Consider the following 18,091-nt stretch of genomic DNA (forward strand, 5'->3'; position numbering starts at 1 on the left):
TTCCGGACCAAAGAAGGGGGCGGTCAGGCGCGGGCCAGGAGGTCGCGGTAGATCGCGACGAGCGCCCGGGCCTCGGTCTCGATGCGGAAGTTCTGCAGCACGTGCTGCCGGGCCGCCGCGCCCAGGGCCGCGAGGCGTGCCGGATCCGAGAGGAGGTCGGCGGCGGCCTCGGTCATTGCCGTAAGGTCGTCGGGCGGCACCAGGCGGCCGGTCGTGCCCTCGGCGACCAGTTCCTCGAAGGCGCCGACGCGGGTGGCGAGGACGGGGACGCCGCAGGACATGGCCTCGAGCGGGGTGAGGCCGAAACCCTCCCATCTCTGCGGCGCGATGTAGAGGTCGAGCGCGCGGTACCAGTCGGCCATCTGCCAGACCGGGACCTCGGGCCTGAAGAGCAGCCGGTCGGCGTGCCCGCGCGCCGCGATCCTGTCCCGCAGCCCTGCCTCGAAGGCCTGGTGCCGGTCGGTGGCGCGCCCCATGACGATGCCCACCACCCGCGGGTCGCGGTCCATCGCATTCAGCAGGGCATCGGTGAAGACATCCGTGCCCTTCTGGGCGCGGATGCGGCCGTAGCAGCCGGCGATGACCGCATCCTGCGGCAGGTCGAGGGCGCGGCGCAGCGCGGCCCGGTCGGCGGGCGGCGAGAACTGGTCCGCATCGATCCCGTGGTGGATCACCGTGGCGTCGCGCTCGAGATAGGCGGCGGTGCGCGCCGAGGTGGCGACCACGTGGTCCATGCGCCGGATCAGCCACTTCGTCAGGCCGGTGTGCTGCCGCTGCGAGGCCGAGGTGAAGAGCAGTTGCAGCCGCTTGCGCAGCAGGTGTTTCAGCGCCAGCCCCGCGATCATCTCGACATTCCGGCGGGCATGCCAGACCCGGGGGCCGGAGGGCCCGGAGCGGGACATGGTCACCAGCGCGCGCAGGGGGATCTGCGGCACCTCGTCCGGCAGGGCGGGGGCGGCGGCGGCGATGGCGATCCACCGCGCCTGGAGCGGGACGAGCCGCACGACCGTCGCCGTCACGCCGGAGAGGCGGCGCTTGAAATTCGGCGCGATCACGTCGATCTGGGAAATCTCGGGGCGTGGCACGGCGGCTCCTGTTCCGGGTCGCCCTCCTCTAGCGCGGCGGCGGTCGGCGCGAAAGGTCCGGCGTCAGCCGAGCAGCTTCTCCGCCAGAAGCGCGGCCAGCGCGTCCACCGCATCGTCCTGGGTCGAGACCAGCCGCGCGGCGGCCTCGGACTGGGCCGCGACGGCCGCCGGCTCGCGCAGCATCCGGACGACCGTGCCGCCCAGGCCCTTCGGGCGCGGCACGATCTCCACCGCGCGGCGGTCGGTGAAGTCGCGGTAGACATCGGCGAAGTTGGCGTGCCGCGGCCCGGTGATGACGGCGCATCCCGCCTGCGCCGGTTCGAACGGGTTGTGGCCGCCGGCGGAGACGAAGGAGCCGCCCAGGAAGACCACCGGGCAGAGGTCGTACCACAGGCCCATCTCGCCCAGCGTATCGGCGAGGTAGACCTCGGCCGAGGCAGGATCCTCGCCCAGGCTGCGCCGCGCGAGGGTGAGGCCGGCGGCCCGGACCTCCTCGGCGATGGCGCCGGCCCGCTCGGGGTGGCGGGGGGCGAGGATCAGACCCAGGTCGGGCAGGGCCTCGCGGGCCTGGCGATGCGCCTCCAGCACGATCCGTTCCTCGCCCGGATGGGTCGAGGCCGCCAGCCAGCGCTGCGCGGGAAGGCGCGCGCCGAGGCGCCGCACCTCCTGCGGGTCGACGGGCAGGGGCAGGGCGACCGACTTGAGGTTCGGGCCGAGCGCGGTGACCGAAGGGTCGGCGCCGATCCCGAGCAGCCCCTCCAGCGTGGCCCGGTCCTGCGTGCGGATCACGCGGAAGAGACCCAGCAGATAGCGGGCGGTCTGGTCGAACCGCGCCCAGTTCTTCAGGCTCGCCCGCGACATCCGGGCGTTCACCAGCGCCAGCGGCACGCCGGCACCATGCGCCTCGGCCAGCATCTGCGGCCAGATCTCGCTTTCGACGAAGATCCCCGCATCGGGCCGCCAGTGATCCAGAAACCGGCGCAGCGCCGCCCGTTGATCCAGCGGCGCGAACTGGTGGATGAAATCCTCGGGCATCCGCTTGCCGAGGATCTCGGCCGAGCTGGCGGTGCCCGAGGTGATCAGCACATGCGACCCCGGCTGCAGCGCCTGGAGCCGCGAGGCCAGCGTGAGGACCGACAGGCTTTCGCCGACACTGGCGGCGTGAAACCAGATCAGCGGGCCCTCGGGGCGCGGCAGCGTCGCTTCGCCCAGCCGTTCGCGGCGGCGCGGTGCGCTCACGCCGTGCCGGGCCAGCTTGCGCGACACGCGCCGCCAGACCAGCGGCGCCGTCAGCGCCGCGATCCCGCGATAGAACTGGTAGAAAACCGTGCCCTGCGGCTGCCGCGCCGCCACGTCAGCCGCCGGTATGGCTCATGTGGCGCGTCACCTGACCGTCGGCGCGCTGCCGCGAATAGTCGAAGTCGTGCCCCTTGGGTTTCATCGCGATGGCGGCGCGGATCGCGTCCTCCAGCGGCCCGTCATCTCCGGGATGGGCGCGCAAGGGCGCCCGCAGATCCGCCACGTCCTCCTGGCCGAGACACATATAGATCTCGCCGGTGCAGGTCACGCGGACGCGGTTGCAGCTTTCGCAGAAATTATGCGTGAGGGGCGTGATGAAGCCGATCTTCTGGCCCGTCTCCTGCACCTGCACGTAGCGCGCCGGGCCGCCGGTCCGCTCGGCCAGGTCGATCAGCGTGTAGCGTTCGGCCAGCTGCGCGCGAAGATCCCGCAGCGACCAGTACTGGCCGATCCGGTCCTCGTTGCCCAGATCGCCCATCGGCATGACCTCGATCCAGGTCAGGTCCATGCCGCGTTCGGCACAAAACTCTGCGAGGGTAAAGAGCTCGTCCTCGTTGAACCCCTTCAACGCCACGGCGTTCAGCTTGACCTGAAGACCCGCCGCCTGCGCCGCGTCCAGCCCGCGGAGCACCTGCGGCAGGCGGCCCCAACGCGTCACGCGGGCGAACTTGTCCTCGTCCAGCGTGTCGAGCGAGACGTTCACCCGCCGCACCCCGGCGGCATGAAGCGCCTTGGCGAACCGTTCGAGCTGCGAGCCGTTGGTGGTCAGCGTCAGCTCTTTCAACGCGCCGCTGTCGAGGTGCCGCGACATGCCGTGGAAGAAGGTCATGATGTCGCGCCGCACCAGCGGTTCGCCGCCGGTGATCCGCAGTTTCTCGACCCCCAGGCCGACGAAGGTCGAGCACAGCCGGTCGAGTTCCTCCAGCGTCAGAAGCTCCTTCTTGGGCAGGAAGGTCATGTTCTCGGCCATGCAGTAGACGCAGCGGAAATCGCAGCGGTCGGTGACCGAGACGCGGAGATAGGTGATGGCGCGGGCGAAGGGATCGATCAGGGGCGCTGTCATGGCCGGAACTTAAGCCCGGGGCAGGGGCGGGGCAAGGGTGATCGGGGCACCGAAGCCAGCGAGAAGTCCGAGACGGGGGATTGACCCGGCGCGGGAAGAGCGCACCATTCCGTCATGACTCGTCTGATCCTCCTCACCCCGCTCCTGCTGGCCGCCTGCGCCGATTCGCCCTTTTCGCTGCGCGGCTCACCGACCGAGACCGCCGCCCCGGCAGGGACCGGCCCCCTCGCCGCCGTCCGTCCGCAGGGCCGGCCGGGCGATGACCCCAAGGAGGTGGCGACGCCCTCGGCCCCGGCGACGGGCACGCTCGGCACCACCATCGCGTCGCTGGGCAATGCGGCGGAACCGGGCGTCTGGCTCAGGACGCCGCTGGTCAGGGTGCGCGCGCCGGGTCAGGTCAGCTATCAGGGGCAGTCGGTCGAGGCCGAGCTGATCCCCATCCCCGGCGAACCGGGCTCGGGCTCGCGGGCGTCTCTGCAGCTCATGCAGGCCCTCGGCGCGCCGCTCACGGGCCTGCCGGAGGTTGCCGTCAGTCGCTGAGGTACTTGGCCGCCTCTCTCCGGGCAAAGGGCTTCATCGCGTCGCCATGCTCTGCAAGGAAGGCCCGGACGCGGTCGGCATCGTGCTTCGAGAGGTCGCGCAGCCACCATGCCACCGCCTTCTGGATGAACCAGTCACGGTCGGGCACATAGCCTGCCGCCCAGCCCAGCACCCGTTCGCGCGCGGCCAGTTGGGCGGGCGTGGGATGGTTCGGCTTGGCCAGGAAGAGGGTCGAGACCAGCGCCGCCCGCCGGCTCCACATATGGTCCGACCGGGTCCAGACCTCGACCGCGTCCAGCCGCGCGAGATCGGCCTCGATCCGCCGGCCGAGGGCGCTGCAGGCGTGATCCGCGATGGCCCAGGCGTCGAAATCGGGCACCCAGCCTGCCAGCAGGTCCCAGACCGCACCGTCGGGCCGGATGCGCGCCTGCGTCAGCAGCTTGGCCGCCGCGATCCGCGCCTCGTGTATGTCCGTCGACCAGAGATCGCGCGCCAGCACCACGCGCTCCTCCACGCCAAGCGCCCGCCGCCAGTCGCGGGCGAGATCGTTGAGCGCCGGATTGGGCGTGCCCAGATAGACGCGCGGAGCCTTGTGGCAGGCGGCCGATCCCTCGGCGCGCCCCGGCTCGGCCCGCGCCCGCAGCGCCTCGAGCGCCGCCGCGACGCCGTCGGGCGCGCTCATTCCACCGTGACCGACTTCGCCAGGTTGCGCGGCTGGTCCACATCCGTGCCCTTGGCCACGGCCGTGTGATAGGCCAGTTGCTGCGCCGGAATGGCATAGAGGATGGGCGCCAGAAGCGTGTCGACCTCGGGCATCTCGACACTGCGCCAGATGCCGTCGCCCGCCGTCTCGATCCCCTTGCGGTCCGAGATCAGCAGCACCTTGCCGCCGCGGGCCATCACCTCCTGCATGTTCGACACGGTCTTGTCGAACAGCGCGTCGCGCGGGGCCATGACCACCACCGGCACATTCGGGTCGATCAGCGCGATCGGTCCGTGCTTCAGCTCTCCGCTGGCATAGGCCTCGGCGTGGATATAGCTGATTTCCTTCATCTTCAGCGCGCCTTCCAGCGCCAGCGGATACATCTGGCCGCGCCCCAGGAACAGCACGTCGCGGGCCTCGGCCAGCTCGTGCGCGACCCGCTCGGTCACCTCCTCGAAGTCGAGCGCGAGGTTGATCCGCGCCGGCAGGCCCCGCAGCGCGGCGACGATATCGGCCTGCCGCTCCTCGCTCAGCCGGCCGCGCTGTCGCGCCGCCTCCATCGCGACGGTCAGCAGCACGGTCAGCTGGCACGAGAAGGCCTTGGTCGAGGCAACCCCGATCTCGGTCCCCGCGAGGATCGGCAGCGCCACGTCGCTTTCGCGCGCGATCGAGCTTTCCGGCACGTTCACCACCGCCACGATGCGCCGGGCCTTGTCGCGGCAATAGCGCAGCGCGGCAAGCGTATCGGCGGTCTCGCCCGACTGGCTGACGAACAGCGCCAGGGTGTTCTCGCCGATCGGCGGTTCGCGATAGCGGAACTCCGAGGCCACATCGACCTCGACCGGAAGCCCGGCCAGGCGCTCGATCCAGTATTTCGCCGTCAGGCAGGCGTAATAGGCCGTGCCGCAGGCGACCAGCACGACCCGGTCCAGACCCGTGAAGTCCAGCTGGTCCGAGGGCAGGCGGATCTCGTGTCCGCTCGACCCGAAGTAATGGCCGACGGCCTCCGAGATCACCTGCGGCTGCTCGGCGATCTCCTTGGCCATGAAATGCTTGTATCCGCCCTTGTCGACGCGCGCCCGGTCCTTCTGGATCTCGTGCATCTCGCGATTGGCGAGCTGTCCCTCGGAATCCCGGATCTCGACCGATGTCCGGGTGACGATCGCCATGTCCCCCTCTTCGAGATAGGTGATCCGGTCCGTCAGCGGCGCCAGCGCGATGGCGTCGGAGCCCACGTAATTCTCGCCATACCCATGCCCGATGGCGAGGGGCGATCCCTTGCGGGCGGCGATGATCAGGTCCTCCTCGTCCTCGAAGAGAAAGGCGAGCGCGAAGGCCCCTTCGAGCCGGTCGAGGATCCGTTCGACGGCGGCACGCGGGCTGTCGCCCTGCTGCACGTAGTGATCCACCATCAGCGCGATGGTCTCGGTATCGGTTTCCGTCTGGATCTCGGCGCCCAGTTCGCAAAGCTCGGCGCGCAGTTGGCGGAAGTTCTCGATGATGCCGTTGTGGACCACGGCCACGTGACCCGCGCGATGCGGATGCGCGTTGCGCGTCGAGGGCTCGCCATGGGTGGCCCATCTGGTGTGGCCGATCCCCGACTTGCCCGGCAGGGGGTCGTGCACCAGAAGGTCCGACAGGTTCACCAGCTTGCCGACCGCGCGGCGGCGGTCCAGCGCGCCATCGTGCACCGTCGCGATCCCGGCGCTGTCATAGCCGCGATATTCCAGCCGCTTCAGCGCTTCGACCAGAAACGGCGCAGCTTCATGGCTGCCCAGGTACCCGATGATTCCGCACATTAATGCGCCCCCTGGTCTTTCTTCAGCTTCTGCGACTTGAGCATTTCGAACAACCGCCGGGCCAGCCCCGGCTTGGTCACCTGCCGCGCCCGCCCGATGGCCAGCGCCCCCGGTTCCACGTTCTCGGTGATCACCGACCCCGACCCGGTCATGGCGTCGTCGCCGACCGACACGGGCGCCACGAGCATGGTCGAGGACCCGATGAAGGCCCGTGCCCCGATCCGAGTGGTGTGCTTCATCACGCCGTCATAGTTGCAGGTCACCGTTCCGGCGCCGATATTCGCCTCTTCGCCGATCTCCGCATCCCCCACATAGGTGAGATGGTTGATCTTCGCGCCGCGATCCACCCGCGCCGCCTTGATCTCGACGAAGTTCCCGATCCGCACGTCCTCGGCCAGCTCCGCCCCGGGGCGCAGCCGGGCGTAGGGGCCGACCACCGCGCCCCGGCTGACGTGGCAGCCCTCCAGATGCGAGAACGCCCGGATGGTGGCTCCCGACTCCACGCTTGCGCCCGGCCCGAAGACCACGTTCGGCTCGATCTCGGTGTCGCGTCCCACCACCGTGTCATAGGCGAAGAACACCGTCTCGGGCGCGACCAGCGTCACCCCGTCCGCCATCGCCTCGTCGCGCATCCGGGCCTGGAACAGCCGTTCCGCCGAGGCCAGTTCCGCGCGTGAATTCACGCCCAGCGTCTCGGCCTCCGCGCAGGTCACCGCCCCCGCCGAGAGGCCGCGCGCCCGCGCCAGCCCGATGATATCCGTCAGGTAATACTCGCCCGAGGCATTGTCGTTGCCCACCCCGTCGATCAGTTCGAAGAGCACCCGGGCATCGGCGGCGACAACGCCCGAATTGCACAGGGTGATCCGCCGCTCGTCCTCGGTCGCATCCTTGAACTCGACGATCCGCTCAAGGTTCTGGCCGTCCATGACCAGCCGCCCGTAGCGCCCCGGATCGGCGGCTTCGAACCCCAGCACGACCACGTCATGCGCCGCCCGCGCCGCCTGCATCCGCTCCAGCGTCTCGGGGCGGATGAAGGGCGTGTCGCCATAAAGCACGATCACGTCCCCCTCGAACCCGGCCAGCGCCTCGCGCGCCTGCGCCACGGCGTGGGCGGTGCCGAGCTGCTGATCCTGAACGGCGATCTCGACGGCGGGCTGATAGGCCCGCGCCGCCGCGCCGACCGCCGCGCCGCCATGCCCCGTCACCACGACGATACGCCCCGGCCCGAGCGTCTCGCCCGCGCGGATGGCATGCACCAGCATCGGCGCGCCGCCGATCTTGTGCAGCACCTTGGGCAGGTCGGAGTTCATCCGCGTCCCTTGCCCCGCCGCCAGTATGACCAGTGCGATGCCCATCTCTGCCCCTTGTCCCCGATTGCCTTTCGGTCCCGCTCGTTTTATCCGGATGCGGCCTGCGTGCAAGGGCGGGTGGGATCAACTTGGGTTTCGGCCCGTAACAGGGTGGCAGGACGGCCATGGCAACCATCGTTTTCGATCTCGACGGCACCCTGGCCGATACCAGCCAGGATCTGCTGGCCGCGGCCAACCACTGTTTCGGCACGATCGGCGCCGGCGCGGTCCTGACGCTGGCCGATGCCGCCACGGCTCTGCGGGGCGGTCGCGCCATGCTCCGCCTGGGGATGGAGCGCCTCGGCCACGCCCGGGGCGAAGACGAGATCGACCGCCTCTATCCCCTTCTTCTCGAGGCCTATGCCGGGGCCATCTCGGTGCACACGCGGCTTTTCCCGGGCGCGATGCAGGCGGTCGAGATGCTGCGCTCGCAGGGGCATACGGTGGCCATCTGCACCAACAAGCCCGAGGGTCTGGCCCGGCAGCTGCTGACCGACCTCGGCATCATGGGCGATTTCCCCGCCCTCGTGGGCGCCGATACGCTCACCGTGCGCAAGCCCGATCCCGAACCCCTGCGCGAGGCCGTGCGCCGCGCGGGCGGCGATCCGCGCATCGCCTGTCTCGTCGGCGACAGCGACACCGACCGCAACACCGCGCGCGCGGCCGGCGTGCCCTCGGTCCTGGTCACCTTCGGCCCCTCAGGAGAGGACATGGCCGCGCTCGCCCCCGAGGCCCTGATCGGCCATTTCGACGAACTTCCCTCGGCCGTGGCCGGCTTCTGGCGCGACGCCGACCTGCCGGCGCTTGACGGGGCGCGCGGCCGGGCATAGTCGCCGGGCAGGAGGGGCGCCATGACCGATCCCCTGCGGCCCGCGGTCACCCGCAAGGCCACGGTCTTCATATTCGCCACCGTGCTGATCGACATGATCGGGGTGGGGCTGATCTGGCCGGTCATCCCGGCCCTGCTCCGCGATGTGGGCCATGCCGAGCTGGCCGATGCCTCGGTGATCGGCGGCTGGATGTTCGCCGCCTACGCGCTTGCGCAGTTCCTCTTCGGGCCGTTGATCGGCAGCCTCTCGGACGCCTACGGCCGCCGGTCCCTGCTGCTTCTGGCCATCGGCGGACTGGCCGTCGATTATGTCTTCTCGGCCCTCGCGCCGACCTTCTGGCTGCTGATCCTCGGGCGGATCATCGCAGGCATCTGCGGCGCCTCGCACATCATCGCCACCGCCTATCTCACCGACATCACCCCGCCCGAGGGCCGCGCCCGCGCCTTCGGCATGATTGGCGCGGCCTTCGGGCTGGGTTTCGTCATCGGACCGGCGCTCGGCGGTCTGCTGGGCGAGTTCGGCCCGCGCGTGCCCTTCTGGGCGGCAGCCGCGCTCGCCGCCGCGAATTTCGCCTTCGGCTACGCCGTGCTGCCCGAATCCCTCCCGCCCGGAAAACGGCGCCCGCTCAGCCTGCGGCGCGCCAACCCCTTCGGCGTGCTCAGGGTGTTCCGCGGCTATCCTTCGGTCCTGCCGCTGACCATGGTGCTCATGCTCTATTTCTTCGCCGGCCAGGTCTATCCCACCCTCTGGACCTTCTGGGGCATCGCCGCCTTCGGCTGGACCGAGGCGACCATCGGCGCCACCCTCGCGCTCTTCGGCATCATGTCGGCCCTGACCGAGGGCCTGCTCTCGGGGCCGCTCGTCCGCCGGATGGGGGAAAGCCGCGTCATCGTCGCCGGCCTGATCGTCGCCGCGCTCGGTGCGGTCGGCTTCGGCCTCGCCGGTTCGCTCGCCGTCGTGCTGATCCTGCTGGTCTTCGTCGCGTTCGAGGGGCTGGTCCATCCCTGCCTCGTCTCGCTGATGACGCGCGACGTGCCCGACGACGCTCAGGGTGAACTGCAGGGCGGCCTGGCGAGCCTCACCAACATCGCCACCCTCGCCGCGGTGATCTTCTACACCCAAGTCTTCTCCTGGTTCGTCCGTCCCGAGGCCGCGAGCCCCATGCCGGGCGCCCCCTTCCTGATCACCGGTGGCTTGCTGGCCCTCACCCTGCTCATCTACCTGGCCGTCAGGCCGCGCGGCCGCGGGCACGGCGGATTGACCCCGCCCTCCGTGCCCCGCACAATCGTCGGGCAGGAGGTGCCATGACCGAGATCTTCAAGGGGTCCTTCACCCAGCAGGAACCCATCCCCGACGAGGCCATCTCGGCCGCCCTCGCCGTCATGCGCTCCGGTCGTCTGCACCGCTACAACGTGGCCGAGGGCGAGCCGGGCGAGGTGGCGCTGCTGGAACGGGAATTCGCCGATGCCATGGGCGCGCGGTACTGCCTCGCCACGGCCTCGGGCGGGTCGGCCATCGCGACCGCCCTGCGTGCCGCCGGCGTGTCGCCGGGCGACCGGGTGCTGACCAATGCCTTCACCCTGGCCCCGGTGCCGGGGGCCATCGCATCGCTCGGCGCGGTGCCGGTCTACGTGGGCGTGACCGAGGGGCTGGTGATCGACCTCGACCACCTTCGCGACCTGGCGGGGCAGGGCGACGCCCAGGTTCTCCTGCTCAGCCACATGCGCGGACATATCTGCGACATGGACCGCCTGATGCAGATCTGCGACGCCGCCGGTATCGTGGTGATCGAGGACTGCGCCCACACCATGGGCGCCAGCTGGAACGGCACGCTCTCGGGCCGCCACGGCCGCGCCGCCTGCTACTCGACCCAGACCTACAAGCACCTGAACTCGGGCGAGGGGGGCTTTCTCGCCACCGACGATCCCGATCTGATGGCCCGCGCGGTGATCCTGTCGGGAAGCTACATGCTGTACGACCGCCACCTCGCCGCGCCGGCGCCCGAGGTGTTCGAAAAGGTCAAGTACGTCACGCCCAACGTCTCGGGCCGGATGGACAATCTGCGCGCGGCGATCCTGCGCCCGCAGCTGCGCGACCTCGCCACGCAATGCGCGCGCTGGAACGAACGCTACGACACGGTCGAGACCGGGCTGCGCGGCACCCCCGGTCTCACCGTGATCGAACGCCCCGAGAAGGAGCGCTATGTCGGCTCCTCGATCCAGTTCCTCCTGCTGGACTGGTCCGAAGGCGCCATCGCCGAGGTCCTGCGCCGTTGCGCCGCCCGCGGGGTCGAACTGAAATGGTTCGGCGGCGCCGAGCCGTCCGGCTTCACGTCCCGCTACGACAGCTGGCGCTATGCCCCGGCCGAGAGGCTGCCGAACAGCGACCGCGTCCTCCGGGCCATCCTCGACATGCGCCTGCCGCTGACCTTTTCGATCGAGGACTGCGCCTTGCTCGCCGGGATCATCCGCGCCGAGGTCGGCGCTGTCTGGCAGGGCTCCCGCGCCTGATCCCGTGCCGGGGTCGCCGGCATTTTCCCGACGCTGGCGCCGACCACCGCCCTCCTCGGGTGCGAGGGCTTTCAACGCCCCGCGCACCCTGTGACAGAAAATTCTCGGGCCGAGCCCGAGGATGACCCTTGTGCGGCGCGTGCTGGTGCGCGCCGCTCTACCGCCTGCGCACCACGCACGGCCCAAATCGCGGTTCAGAAAGACACGCCCCCACAGGACCCCCCGTAGGGTGCGTGCTCGCACGCACCGCGCACCGCCACACCGTCCATCCCGGGACGCGCGACCGTGCCCGACGCATGCACCCCCCTCAGAACGACACGCGCCCGTGGTCCCCGGCGTCCGGCGTCTCGTCCGTCATGTTCGCCTTGGCGATCTCGTAGAGGAAACCGGCGGCACCGTCGGTGGCCCAGATCTCGCCCGAGGTCGGACGGAAGGCCAGCAGGCGCACGTCTTCGTCCTCGCGTCCGTCCTCGAACCAGGCGGCGGCCATGGGGGACCAGAGCTCGTTCAGCTTGTCGGGATTGTCCGCGACCGTCAGGCTACCTTCCACGTCGCCATACAGCTTCGCGCCGGAATCGCCCACGATCAGCCGGATCCGCCCGGCCGAGGTGGCGGCCTCGTGGGCGTCGGTCCCCTCGGAGGTGATGAACCAGATCACCCCTTCGGCCTTGTCGGCATAGGGCGCCATCGGCAGCGACCGCCCCCCGACCTCGAGCATCACGGCGCGGGCGTCGTCGATGCGGTTCCAGAAAATCTCGTTCAGCGAATTGGCGTGGTCCTTCATGATATCCTCCTGGCACGGGCCGGACATCGGCCCTTTCCCCTCCAACGTCACCCGGCCCGGGCCAGTTCCTGCGCGCTTGACCCGACTCGCGGGCTGTGATTGTTATATGAACGGATGTTCAATAAACGGGAGGAGGTTCCCATGTTCACCGCATCCATGTCCTTCGATCTGGGCGAGGACGTGAACGCCCTGCGCGACCTGGTACACCGCTTCGCGCAGGAGCGGATCAAGCCGCAGGCCGCCGAGATCGACCGGTCCAACACCTTCCCCGCTCCGCTTTGGCAAGAGATGGGCGAGCTTGGCCTGCTCGGCATCACCGTGCCCGAGGAATACGGCGGCACCGGGCTGTCCTATCTCGCCCATGTCGTCGCGGTCGAGGAGATCGCCCGCGCCTCGGCCTCCGTGTCGCTCTCCTACGGCGCGCATTCCAACCTCTGCGTGAACCAGATCAAGCTGAACGGAACCGAGGAGCAGAAGGCCCGCTATCTGCCCGGTCTCGTCTCGGGCGAGCACGTGGGTGCGCTGGCCATGTCGGAACCCTCCGCCGGCTCCGACGTCGTCTCGATGAAGCTGCGCGCCGAGAAGCGGAACGATCATTACCGATTGAACGGCAACAAGTACTGGATCACCAACGGCCCGGACGCCGACACGCTGGTGGTCTATGCCAAGACCGATCCCGACGCCGGATCGAAAGGCATCACCGCATTCATAATCGAGAAGGATATGAAGGGCTTCTCGACCTCTCCTCATTTCGACAAACTCGGAATGCGCGGCTCGAACACCGCCGAACTGATCTTCGAGGATGTCGAGGTTCCCTTCGAGAATGTCCTCGGCGAAGAGGGAAAGGGCGTGCGCGTCCTGATGTCGGGGCTGGATTACGAACGGGTCGTTCTGTCCGGTATCGGCACCGGCATCATGGCCGCGTGCCTGGACGAGATCATGCCCTACATGGTGGAGCGCAAGCAGTTCGGTCAGAGCATCGGGAACTTCCAGCTCATGCAGGGCAAGATCGCCGACATGTACACCAAGATGAATTCCGCCCGCGCCTATACCTACGAGGTGGCAAAGGCCTGCGACCGCGGCGAGGTCACCCGCCAGGACGCGGCCGCCTGCGTGCTCTACGCCAGCGAGGAAGCGATGGTCGTCGCCCATCAGGCGGTACAGGCCATGGGCGGCGCGGGCTATCTCAACGACAACCCGGTCGGGCGCATCTTCCGCGATGCCAAGCTGATGGAGATCGGCGCCGGCACCTCGGAAATCCGCCGCATGCTGATCGGGCGCGAACTGATGACAAGCATGGAGTGAGCGGCGCGGCATGGACAGCCTGATCGAGATGGAGAGCGGCGGCGGCATTCTGCACCAGGACCTGGCCTGGGCCGTCCACGTGCTGGAATGGGCGGCGGCGGTCATCGACCTCTTCGCCATCCTGTTGCTTCTGGTCGGCGCGATCCGGTTCATCGTCGGCGTCGTCCGGGCCGAACTTGGCGCGGGCGAGAACCGCATCAGGCGCACGAACCGGCAGCGCATCGAACTGGGGCGCTACATCCTGGCCGGTCTCGAACTCTTCATCGTCTCGGACGTGATCCACACCGCCCTCAGCCTCGCCTTCTCGGACCTGCTGTTCCTCCTGCTTCTGGTTATCATCCGCTCCATCACCTCCTACTTCCTCGAACGCGAACTCGACCAGCTGAAGAAGGAACTGGGCGAATGACCGACTTTATCGGCCTGCGGGCGCTCTACATCAACACCTCCCTCAAGAAGCAGCCGTCGGAGAGCCACACCGCCCTGCTGCTCGCGGCCTCCTCCGCGATCATGCAGGGGCAGGGGGTACAGATCGAACATCTCTACCTGCTCGATCACCAGGTGCCGCCCGGGGTCTACCCGGACATGACCGACCACGGGTGGGAGCGCGACGACTGGCCGAAGATCTGGGAAAAGGTGAAGGCCGCCGACATCCTCGTCATCGGCACGCCCCTCTGGCTGGGCGAGGAAAGCTCGGTCTGCCGCGTTCTGATCGAACGGCTCTACGCCATGAGCGGCGAGCTCAACGACCGTGGCCAGTCGGTCTTCTACGGCAAGGTCGGCGGCAGCGTGATCACCGGGAACGAGGACGGCATAAAGCATGTCGCCATGACGCTCGGTTTCGCGCTCAATCACCTGGGCTACACCATCCCGCCCCAGGCCGACTGCGGCTGGATCGGCGAGGCGGGGCCGGGGCCGTCCTACGGCGACGACCTCGACGACGGCAGCCGCGCGGGCTTCGACAACGACTTCACGCAGCGCAACACCACGATCATGACCTGGAACCTGATGCACCTCGCCCGGATCCTGCGCGATGCGGGCGGCTATCCGAACGAAGGCAACGACCGCAACGCCTGGAAGGCCGGCACGCGCTTCGGCTTCGAAAACCCGGAGTACCGCTCGTGATGCGGGCTTGCGCCGCCGTCTGCACCGCCCCGCGCGCCGGTCGCGCCTGGCGCGACGAGCCGCCGGGTATGGTCGCGCAGCTCCGGCAGGAGCAGCCGGCGCGCGCCGCGATCATCCGCATGACCGGCGCGACCCGCCGCGATCTGTCCTGCGCCGCCCTGCGCGCGAGGTCCGGCACGGTGGCCGTCCGGACCGACCGACAGGTGGCGGCCGGCGCCGGCGCGACCCGTGCCGGGCGCCCGGCGGCCCCGGGCGCCACCGTCCGATCCGCGACCTCCCGCGCGACGGCGGCTCCGACCGGGATCGCGGGCGGACCCGGGCCGTCCGGCGCGCCCAGTCTCAACAGCCGCAGGGCCTTGCGTCCCGCTTCTGATCTTTCGCCCGAAACCGGGAAAGATCCCGTTGACCCTGCGAAGGCCCGCCCGTCAGACGCCGTTTCGGCGGCCCTGCCGGCATGCGCCTCCGGCCACGGGATCCGGCCGGGGACGAACCGACGCACCACCGAGGAGACACGGGCATGAAACTCGTCTCGCAAGCCATCACCACCTCCGAGGAGTTCCGCGCCAACCGCGAGGGCCACCTCGCCGCGCTGGACACCGTGCGCGCCGCCGCCGAGGCCGCCACGGCCGGTGGCGGGCAGAAGGCGCGCGATCGCCATGTCGGGCGCGGCAAGATGCTGCCGCGCGACCGCGTCGCCGGCCTGCTCGACCCCGGCTCGCCCTTTCTGGAACTCTCGGCCACCGCCGCGCATGGCATGTACGACGACGCCGCCCCCTGCGCGGGGATCATCACCGGCATCGGGCGCGTGCAGGGGCGCGAGGTGATGGTGGTCTGCAACGACGCCACCGTGAAGGGCGGCACCTATTACCCGATGACGGTCAAGAAGCACCTGCGCGCCCAGGAGATCGCCGAGGAGAACCACCTTCCCTGCATCTACCTCGTCGACAGCGGCGGTGCGAACCTGCCCAACCAGGACGAGGTCTTTCCCGATCGCGAGCATTTCGGCCGCATTTTCTACAATCAGGCGCGCATGTCGTCGAAGGCGATCCCCCAGATCGCCGTGGTCATGGGCTCCTGCACCGCGGGCGGCGCCTATGTGCCCGCCATGTCGGACGTGACGATCATCGTGAAGGAACAGGGCACGATCTTCCTGGCCGGGCCGCCGCTGGTGAAGGCCGCGACCGGCGAGGTCGTCTCGGCCGAGGATCTGGGCGGCGGCGACGTGCACACCCGGCTCTCGGGCGTGGCGGACTACCTGGCCGAGGACGACGCCCATGCCCTGGCCCTGGCGCGGCGCGCGGTCGGCTCGCTGGGGACGGCGGCTCGGACGCCCGCCCTGCGCCTGGAGACGCCGGAGGACCCGGCCTACGACCCGGACGAGATCATCGGCGTGGTGCCGGCCGATCTGCGCACGCCCTACGACATCCGCGAGGTCATCGCGCGCATCGTCGACGCCTCGCGCTTCGACGAGTTCAAGCCGCGCTTCGGCGAGACCCTGGTGACCGGCTTCGCCCATGTCATGGGCATCCCCCTGGGCATCATCGCCAACAACGGCGTGCTCTTTTCCGAGGCCGCCCAGAAGGGCGCGCATTTCGTCGAGCTCTGTTCGCAGCGCCGCATCCCGCTGGTCTTCCTGCAGAACATCACCGGCTTCATGGTCGGCCGGAAATACGAGAACGAGGGCATCGCCCGGCACGGCGCCAAGATGGTGACGGCGGTGGCCACGACCAACGTGCCCAAGATCACCATGCTGGTGGGCGGCTCCTTCGGGGCGGGCAACTACGGCATGGCCGGCCGGGCCTATTCGCCGCGCTTCCTCTGGACCTGGCCCAACTCGCGCATCTCCGTGATGGGCGGCGAACAGGCGGCGGGGGTTCTGGCGACGGTCAGGCGCGACGGGATCGAACGGGCGGGCGGGTCCTGGACGGCCGAGGAGGAGGCCGCGTTCAAGCGCCCAACGATCGAGATGTTCGAGCGCCAGTCGCACCCGCTCTATGCCGCGGCGCGGCTCTGGGACGACGGGATCGTCGATCCGCGCAAGAGCCGCGAGGTCCTGGCCCTGAGCCTGACGGCGGCGCTGAACGCCCCGGTGGAGGAGACCCGCTTTGGCGTGTTCCGCATGTGATCCGTCCCGGCCGGGCAAGGGGGCGCCGCCCCCTCCCGACAAAGCGCGCTTTGTCGGTCACCCCCGGAGTATTTCCGGCAAGATGAAGCAGGGGGGCGGCGCATGATCGGGACCCGGCTCACGAGGGAATTCGGTCTGCGGCATCCGGTCGTCTCGGCGCCGATGGCGCTGGCCGCGGGCGGCGGCCTCGCGGCGGCGGTGACGGCGGCCGGCGGGCTGGGGCTGATCGGCGGCGGCTATGGCGATGCGGACTGGGTCGAGACGGCGTTCCGGGACGCGGGCAACGCGCGCGTCGGCTGCGGCTTCATCACCTGGAAGCTGGCGGAGCGGCCGGAGGTCCTGACGCGGGCGCTGGCGCATGATCCGGCGGCGCTTTTCCTGTCCTTCGGCGATCCCGCGCCCTTCGCGGACGAGATCGCGGCGGCGGGCGTGCCGCTGATCTGCCAGGTGCAGACGCTGGAGCATGCGCGCCATGCTCTGGCGTCGGGGGCGCGCGTGATCGTGGCACAGGGGGGCGAGGCCGGCGGGCATGGCGCCACCCGCGCGACGATGACGCTGGTTCCGGAGGTGGCCGACCTGCTGGCGCGCGAGGCGCCGGAGGTGCTGCTGCTGGCGGCGGGCGGTATCGCCGACGGGCGCGGCCTGGCGGCGGCGCTGATGCTGGGGGCGGACGGCGTGCTGGTGGGCACACGCCTCTGGGCGAGCCGCGAGGCTCTGGTGCCGGAGGCCATCCGCGCGGCGGGCTTGGCGGCTGACGGCGACGCGACCCTGCGCTCGTCCCTGCCCGACATCGCGCGGCGGCTGGACTGGCCCGCGCCCTTCACCATCCGCACGGTGGAGAACGCCTTTACCCGCGACTGGGCGGCGGACCCCGAGGGGCTGCGGGCGCGGGCGGACCTGCACGCGGCTTATGCCGTGGCGGCACGCGACGGCGATGCGACGCTGGCCCCCCCGATCGCGGGCGAGGCGGTCGGGCTGATCCATGACGTGGCCCCCGCGGGCGAGATCGTTGCCCGCATGGCGGCCGAGGCCGAGGCCCTGCTGGGCGGGGGGTGGCGGCGATGATCCGGGTCTGGCAGGGCGACATCACCACGCTCGGTGTCGATGCGATCGTCAATGCCGCGAACAGCTCCCTCCTGGGGGGCGGCGGCGTGGACGGGGCGATCCACCGCGCCGCCGGTCCCGGCTTGGTTGAGGAGTGCCGGACCCTCGGCGGCTGCCCCACGGGCGAGGCGCGGATCACCGGCGGCCACGACCTGCCCGCGCGCCACGTGATCCACACGGTCGGGCCGGTCTGGCAGGGCGGCGGGCGGGGCGAGCCGGAGCTGCTGGCCGCCTGCTACCGCAATGCGATGACGCTGGCCGAGGAGGCGGGCGCCCGCAGCATCGCCTTTCCGGCGATCTCGACGGGCGTCTACGGATTTCCCGCCGGCCGGGCCGCCGCCATCGCCGCCGAAACGCTGTGCGCCTGGCTGAAGGGGCGCACCGGCTGGCAGGTCACGCTGGTCGCCTTCGACGCCGGGGCCGCCGCCACGCTGCGGGACGCGCTGGAGCGCCACCGGCAATGAAGGGCCCAT

General features: G+C 70.1%; 17 protein-coding genes. 10 read left to right on the forward strand and 7 right to left on the reverse strand.

The genetic code is table 11. The annotated features are described in order from the left end of the window. Positions 1-23: 23 nt before the first annotated feature. The 3 genes from OB2597_RS04225 to moaA form a co-directional block, all read right to left on the reverse strand. On the reverse strand, positions 24-1,085 hold the full coding sequence (locus OB2597_RS04225; protein ID WP_009804277.1) for a glycosyltransferase family 4 protein: 1,062 nt from the start codon (positions 1,083-1,085) through the stop codon (positions 24-26). A 63-nt stretch (positions 1,086-1,148) separates the two neighbouring features. Continuing rightward, entirely contained in the window at positions 1,149-2,438 is a 1,290-nt protein-coding gene (locus OB2597_RS04230) for a 3-deoxy-D-manno-octulosonic acid transferase (protein WP_009804278.1), read from the reverse strand. 1 nt (position 2,439) lies between these two features. Continuing rightward, complete coding sequence (gene moaA / locus OB2597_RS04235) at positions 2,440-3,447, reverse strand: GTP 3',8-cyclase MoaA (protein WP_009804279.1); 1,008 nt, start codon at positions 3,445-3,447, stop codon at positions 2,440-2,442. Between the two features lie 114 nt (positions 3,448-3,561). Here moaA and OB2597_RS04240 point away from each other — a divergent pair, with 114 nt between their 5' ends. Next, on the forward strand, positions 3,562-3,987 hold the full coding sequence (locus tag OB2597_RS04240) for a hypothetical protein (protein WP_009804280.1): 426 nt from the start codon (positions 3,562-3,564) through the stop codon (positions 3,985-3,987). On the opposite strand, the gene OB2597_RS04245 is transcribed toward OB2597_RS04240, so the two are convergent. From OB2597_RS04245 to glmU, 3 genes are read right to left on the reverse strand one after another with little or no spacing between them, the layout of a single operon-like run. Next, positions 3,977-4,669 carry a DNA alkylation repair protein gene (locus OB2597_RS04245; protein WP_009804281.1) on the reverse strand — a complete coding sequence of 231 codons (693 nt, stop codon included), beginning with the start codon at positions 4,667-4,669 and terminating at the stop codon, positions 3,977-3,979. The two genes, OB2597_RS04240 and OB2597_RS04245, sit on opposite strands and share 11 nt — an antisense overlap. Then, positions 4,666-6,489, reverse strand: coding sequence for a glutamine--fructose-6-phosphate transaminase (isomerizing) (gene glmS / locus OB2597_RS04250; protein WP_009804282.1), 1,824 nt, complete (start codon positions 6,487-6,489; stop codon positions 4,666-4,668). The genes OB2597_RS04245 and glmS overlap by 4 nt, the downstream gene beginning before the upstream one ends. Then, positions 6,489-7,844, reverse strand: a complete 1,356-nt coding sequence (glmU, locus tag OB2597_RS04255) for a bifunctional UDP-N-acetylglucosamine diphosphorylase/glucosamine-1-phosphate N-acetyltransferase GlmU (protein WP_009804283.1) — start codon at positions 7,842-7,844, stop codon at positions 6,489-6,491. The genes glmS and glmU overlap by 1 nt, the downstream gene beginning before the upstream one ends. A gap of 119 nt (positions 7,845-7,963) precedes the next feature. Between glmU and OB2597_RS04260 the strand changes: the two genes are divergently transcribed. Genes OB2597_RS04260 through OB2597_RS04270 form a run of 3 tightly spaced genes read left to right on the forward strand, consistent with a single transcriptional unit; the run spans position 7,964 to position 11,178 of the window. After that, entirely contained in the window at positions 7,964-8,668 is a 705-nt protein-coding gene (locus OB2597_RS04260; protein WP_009804284.1) for an HAD-IA family hydrolase, read from the forward strand. Between the two features lie 21 nt (positions 8,669-8,689). After that, positions 8,690-9,976: a tetracycline resistance MFS efflux pump gene (locus OB2597_RS04265; protein ID WP_009804285.1), complete on the forward strand. Its 1,287-nt coding sequence runs from the start codon at positions 8,690-8,692 to the stop codon at positions 9,974-9,976. Next, positions 9,973-11,178, forward strand: coding sequence for a DegT/DnrJ/EryC1/StrS family aminotransferase (locus OB2597_RS04270; protein ID WP_009804286.1), 1,206 nt, complete (start codon positions 9,973-9,975; stop codon positions 11,176-11,178). Before OB2597_RS04265 ends, OB2597_RS04270 begins: the two co-directional genes overlap by 4 nt. A gap of 307 nt (positions 11,179-11,485) precedes the next feature. Here the strand turns inward: OB2597_RS04270 and OB2597_RS04275 are convergent, their stop codons facing one another. Then, entirely contained in the window at positions 11,486-11,962 is a 477-nt protein-coding gene (locus OB2597_RS04275; protein WP_040609109.1) for a pyridoxamine 5'-phosphate oxidase family protein, read from the reverse strand. 141 nt (positions 11,963-12,103) lie between these two features. Between OB2597_RS04275 and OB2597_RS04280 the strand changes: the two genes are divergently transcribed. From OB2597_RS04280 to OB2597_RS04310, 6 genes are all read left to right on the forward strand, one after another. Continuing rightward, a complete protein-coding gene (locus tag OB2597_RS04280) occupies positions 12,104-13,267 on the forward strand; it encodes an isovaleryl-CoA dehydrogenase (protein ID WP_009804288.1) in 1,164 nt (387 codons plus the stop codon). A gap of 10 nt (positions 13,268-13,277) precedes the next feature. Then, positions 13,278-13,673, forward strand: coding sequence for a DUF1622 domain-containing protein (locus OB2597_RS04285; protein WP_009804289.1), 396 nt, complete (start codon positions 13,278-13,280; stop codon positions 13,671-13,673). Continuing rightward, positions 13,670-14,389 (forward strand): flavodoxin family protein, encoded by a 720-nt coding sequence (locus tag OB2597_RS04290; protein ID WP_009804290.1) that lies wholly within the window; start codon positions 13,670-13,672, stop codon positions 14,387-14,389. Before OB2597_RS04285 ends, OB2597_RS04290 begins: the two co-directional genes overlap by 4 nt. A 517-nt stretch (positions 14,390-14,906) precedes the next feature. Then, entirely contained in the window at positions 14,907-16,514 is a 1,608-nt protein-coding gene (locus OB2597_RS04300) for a carboxyl transferase domain-containing protein (protein ID WP_009804292.1), read from the forward strand. Positions 16,515-16,616: 102 nt separating this feature from the next. Further along, positions 16,617-17,579, forward strand: a complete 963-nt coding sequence (locus OB2597_RS04305; RefSeq protein WP_009804293.1) for an NAD(P)H-dependent flavin oxidoreductase — start codon at positions 16,617-16,619, stop codon at positions 17,577-17,579. Then, entirely contained in the window at positions 17,576-18,082 is a 507-nt protein-coding gene (locus OB2597_RS04310) for an O-acetyl-ADP-ribose deacetylase (RefSeq protein WP_040609476.1), read from the forward strand. Before OB2597_RS04305 ends, OB2597_RS04310 begins: the two co-directional genes overlap by 4 nt. The last annotated feature ends 9 nt before the right edge of the window (positions 18,083-18,091 follow it).

This window comes from Pseudooceanicola batsensis HTCC2597, from assembly GCF_000152725.1.
GTDB lineage: Bacteria > Pseudomonadota > Alphaproteobacteria > Rhodobacterales > Rhodobacteraceae > Pseudooceanicola > Pseudooceanicola batsensis.

Excerpts from the sequence above, each read along its gene's own strand:
- OB2597_RS04300 (WP_009804292.1), top strand. The coding sequence starts at position 14,907 with ATGAAACTCGTCTCGCAAGCCATCACCACCTCCGAGGAGTTCCGCGCC.
- OB2597_RS04285 (WP_009804289.1), top strand. The coding sequence starts at position 13,278 with ATGGACAGCCTGATCGAGATGGAGAGCGGCGGCGGCATTCTGCACCAG.
- OB2597_RS04245 (WP_009804281.1), bottom strand. The coding sequence starts at position 4,669 with ATGAGCGCGCCCGACGGCGTCGCGGCGGCGCTCGAGGCGCTGCGGGCG.
- OB2597_RS04305 (WP_009804293.1), top strand. The coding sequence starts at position 16,617 with ATGATCGGGACCCGGCTCACGAGGGAATTCGGTCTGCGGCATCCGGTC.
- OB2597_RS04265 (WP_009804285.1), top strand. The coding sequence starts at position 8,690 with ATGACCGATCCCCTGCGGCCCGCGGTCACCCGCAAGGCCACGGTCTTC.
- glmU (WP_009804283.1), bottom strand. The coding sequence starts at position 7,844 with ATGGGCATCGCACTGGTCATACTGGCGGCGGGGCAAGGGACGCGGATG.
- OB2597_RS04280 (WP_009804288.1), top strand. The coding sequence starts at position 12,104 with ATGTTCACCGCATCCATGTCCTTCGATCTGGGCGAGGACGTGAACGCC.
- OB2597_RS04260 (WP_009804284.1), top strand. The coding sequence starts at position 7,964 with ATGGCAACCATCGTTTTCGATCTCGACGGCACCCTGGCCGATACCAGC.
- glmS (WP_009804282.1), bottom strand. The coding sequence starts at position 6,489 with ATGTGCGGAATCATCGGGTACCTGGGCAGCCATGAAGCTGCGCCGTTT.
- OB2597_RS04270 (WP_009804286.1), top strand. The coding sequence starts at position 9,973 with ATGACCGAGATCTTCAAGGGGTCCTTCACCCAGCAGGAACCCATCCCC.
- OB2597_RS04240 (WP_009804280.1), top strand. The coding sequence starts at position 3,562 with ATGACTCGTCTGATCCTCCTCACCCCGCTCCTGCTGGCCGCCTGCGCC.
- moaA (WP_009804279.1), bottom strand. The coding sequence starts at position 3,447 with ATGACAGCGCCCCTGATCGATCCCTTCGCCCGCGCCATCACCTATCTC.
- OB2597_RS04290 (WP_009804290.1), top strand. The coding sequence starts at position 13,670 with ATGACCGACTTTATCGGCCTGCGGGCGCTCTACATCAACACCTCCCTC.
- OB2597_RS04310 (WP_040609476.1), top strand. The coding sequence starts at position 17,576 with ATGATCCGGGTCTGGCAGGGCGACATCACCACGCTCGGTGTCGATGCG.
- OB2597_RS04275 (WP_040609109.1), bottom strand. The coding sequence starts at position 11,962 with ATGAAGGACCACGCCAATTCGCTGAACGAGATTTTCTGGAACCGCATC.